General features: G+C 57.5%; 4 protein-coding genes. 3 read left to right on the top strand and 1 reads right to left on the bottom strand.

What is annotated here, in order from left to right; all coding sequences use genetic code 11:
- The first annotated feature begins 312 nt into the window (after nucleotides 1-312).
- From NA619_RS24805 to NA619_RS24815, 3 genes are read left to right on the top strand one after another with little or no spacing between them, the layout of a single operon-like run.
- Nucleotides 313-1,569, top strand: coding sequence for a tyrosine-type recombinase/integrase (locus tag NA619_RS24805; RefSeq protein ID WP_255964424.1), 1,257 nt, complete (start codon nucleotides 313-315; stop codon nucleotides 1,567-1,569).
- A gap of 60 nt (nucleotides 1,570-1,629) precedes the next feature.
- Complete coding sequence (locus tag NA619_RS24810; protein WP_255964425.1) at nucleotides 1,630-1,905, top strand: hypothetical protein; 276 nt, start codon at nucleotides 1,630-1,632, stop codon at nucleotides 1,903-1,905.
- Between the two features lie 4 nt (nucleotides 1,906-1,909).
- Entirely contained in the window at nucleotides 1,910-2,434 is a 525-nt protein-coding gene (locus tag NA619_RS24815) for a helix-turn-helix transcriptional regulator (RefSeq protein WP_255964426.1), read from the top strand.
- On the opposite strand, the gene NA619_RS24820 is transcribed toward NA619_RS24815, so the two are convergent.
- On the bottom strand, nucleotides 2,406-2,801 hold the full coding sequence (locus NA619_RS24820; protein WP_255964427.1) for a helix-turn-helix transcriptional regulator: 396 nt from the start codon (nucleotides 2,799-2,801) through the stop codon (nucleotides 2,406-2,408). The genes NA619_RS24815 and NA619_RS24820 overlap by 29 nt on opposite strands.
- Nucleotides 2,802-3,002 lie beyond the last annotated feature (201 nt).

Here is a 3,002-nt window from a genome sequence, read left to right on the forward strand (position 1 = left end):
GAGTGGGAGTGATATCAGGTCCTTCGAGGACTATCGATACCTATCGATAAGGTGCTGTAACGTGTTGATTTATAATAAAATACGTCGCGTCACCTATCGGTAGCTATCGCCAGGCAGCGGAATGTTTTGGCGGTACTGGTAACGGTAAGAACCGAAGGCCGGATTCAGACCCTCCCGTTTACTATCGAGACCAAACCGGTCTTTGACGGTAAATCTCTCCTCCGGAAAGCTTCTGTCATGCGGCTTTCCCGGCATCAGCAGGTCTCCTGAGCCTGGACGGTAAAAGCCGTCCTGAACAGGAGGAAAACCTCAATGCTGACCGACACCGCACTGCGCAAACTAAAGCCCAAAGCCAAGCCCTACAAAGCTTCCGATCGCGACGGAATGTACGTAACGGTATCGCCCGGCGGTACCGTCACCTTTCGCTACGATTACCGTCTCAACGGACGCCGGGAAACGCTGACCATCGGACGATATGGACCAGCGGGAATTTCATTGGCCATGGCGCGCGAAAAGCTGCTGGATGCCAAGCGAATGGTTGCCCAGGGCATGTCTCCCTCCTTGGAAAAGCAGCGAGCCAAGCGGCGACTGACCGCTGCCAAGTCGTTTGGCGACATGTTGAAGAGATGGCTGACTGATGCGCGTATGGCCGACAGCACGCGATCCATGCGTAAGAGCATCATTGATCGCGACATCCTGCCGGTCTTCGAGAACCGTCTGCTGACCGAAATCACTGCTGACGATCTCCGCATGCTCTGCGCCAAAGTGAAGGGGCGTGGTGCGCCTGCAACGGCAGTCCACATCCGCGACATCGTAAAGCAGGTCTTTGCGTTCGCAATCTTGCATGGCGAGAAGGTCGAGAATCCGGCCGACGATGTGAAGGCGGCATCGATCGCCACCTTCGTGCCGAAAGACCGAGCGCTGACCCCGACCGAGATTCGCCTGGCTTTTCACCAGTTGGAGTCTATTGCGGCGTACCCCACCATTCGGTTGGCCTTGCGCTTGGTGTTGCTAACCCTGGTGCGTAAAAGCGAGCTGATCGAGGCGACCTGGAATGAAGTGGATTTTGAGAACGCCACCTGGACGATCTCCAAGCAGCGTATGAAAGGACGCAATCCCCACGTGGTTCACCTGTCACGCCAGGCTCTGGACATCTTCGTGGCATTGCACACGTGTGCTGCAGGCTCGAGGTTCGTGCTGCCCTCGCGCTATGACATCCACCGCTGCATGTCGCACGCCACCTTGAACCGGATCACCCAACTTATCGCATCGCGTGCCAAGGAAGCAGGGCTGCCGCTGGAGCCGTTTACGGTGCACGACCTGCGCAGGACTGGCTCTACGCTACTCAACGAAGTGGGCTTCAACGGTGACTGGATTGAGAAGTGCCTGGCACATGAGGACGGGCGTTCCTCGCGCTCCGTCTACAACAAGGCCGAATATGCGGAGCAGCGGCGCCACATGTTGCAAGAGTGGGCAGACATGGTTGATGCCTGGATCGATGGTCGGACTCACCTTCCGAAGCTGTTGCCGGACAATGTGTCCGTGCCGGTATTGAGTGCAGCCGTATAAAGGAATGGGCAGGTTGTCAGTTGACAACCTGTCGAATCATACGAATACTGGAGACCATCCATGGCCCGTCCTTCACATCCGAAGAAAGAGATCGAAGAAGCGCTTAAACATGCCGAAGGGCAGGGGTGGCGCATCGAAGTTGGCGGCAGTCACGCCTGGGGGCGGATTTTCTGTCCCTATAACGACGAGGAATGTCGCTGCGGCGAGTTCTGCATCACCAGCGTGTGGAGTACGCCGAAGAACCCCAGCAACCATGCACGCGCCTTACGCCGCGTGGTGGACAACTGCACCACGCATCGTACGCAGCAGGATACTGCCGACGGTGCAGAGGAGTAGCACGATGGAATACACCTTCACCCTGAAATACCAACTCGCTGAGGACGACCGTACCCCGGATATTCTGGTCGAGCGCCTTGGCGAAGCGGGCTGCGACGATGCTCTGGTCGGCATCGGCCAGCCGGGTCGACTGGCTCTGGAGTTCACTCGAGAGGCGGAGAGTGCGGATGCGGCTGTGCGCAGTGCACTGGCTGATGTGCGCCATGCAGTGCCCTCCGCTAGGTTGATCGAGGTCGCCCCTGATCTGGTTGGTCTAACCGACGTGGCCGAAATGGTTGGGGTATCGCGACAAAACATGCGCAAGCTGATGCTGGCAAATCCGGGAAGTTTCCCGGCACCGGTGCATGAAGGCAGTGCGTCGATCTGGCACTTGGCGGACGTGCTGGCCTGGCTGCAGGCCAAGGGTAGCTATTCGCTGACAAGGGATGTTCTGGAGGTGGCGCGAGTGGCCTTGGAAGTCAATCTGGCCAAGGAGAGTCGACGTCTACCACGATCGGCTTCTAAGGAGTTGGAGGCTCTTGTTGGCTGAGGCCAACATCGCCAGACACCTTATCTGAGCTCGCCCGAACCGGGCGGGTTTTGCGTAGGCGGACATCCGGGCCGCTCATGTCTTTACGGAGCGTCTGCTTGCGCTCCTCTATCCATGCTTCGACCTCGGCTAAGTCCCACACCACGCAACGGGGTGTCAGGTTAAAGCGTCGCGGGAATTCGCCACGGCGCTCCATTTCGTAGATCGTCGTCTCGGATAGAGGGATGATTTGTCTCAGCTCTTGTCGCCGAATGGTCCGAAGGAATGGCAGAGGGCTTCGCTTCGGAAATTGTGGTAGCGCGTCGTAACCGTCTGTCTCTGGAATGGGCAGTGGCTCGCTGTTTATAGAACTCAGTAAGCTGGGCATATGTGATTGGGCTCCACGTTGCACCAAGGGCGTCTACGAATAGAGACATGGTGCTGTTCGGTACCTATCGAGACAACCTGCTGCAGCGTAGAGGGGCGAAACCTAGATCAAACTGCTAACGCCTCTGTAGTGGTAGGGTTTAGTCGACTGTCGGCAAACGAAGAACAACAGCACCATGAAGGGCCGCTTACGGCCCAGAGA

Origin of the sequence: Stutzerimonas stutzeri (assembly GCF_024448895.1) — a bacterium.
GTDB lineage: Bacteria > Pseudomonadota > Gammaproteobacteria > Pseudomonadales > Pseudomonadaceae > Stutzerimonas > Stutzerimonas stutzeri_Q.

Bases quoted from the DNA above. Each gene is read 5' to 3' on its own strand.
- NA619_RS24805 (WP_255964424.1), top strand. From the start codon at position 313: ATGCTGACCGACACCGCACTGCGCAAACTAAAGCCCAAAGCCAAGCCC.
- NA619_RS24810 (WP_255964425.1), top strand. From the start codon at position 1,630: ATGGCCCGTCCTTCACATCCGAAGAAAGAGATCGAAGAAGCGCTTAAA.
- NA619_RS24815 (WP_255964426.1), top strand. From the start codon at position 1,910: ATGGAATACACCTTCACCCTGAAATACCAACTCGCTGAGGACGACCGT.
- NA619_RS24820 (WP_255964427.1), bottom strand. From the start codon at position 2,801: ATGCCCAGCTTACTGAGTTCTATAAACAGCGAGCCACTGCCCATTCCA.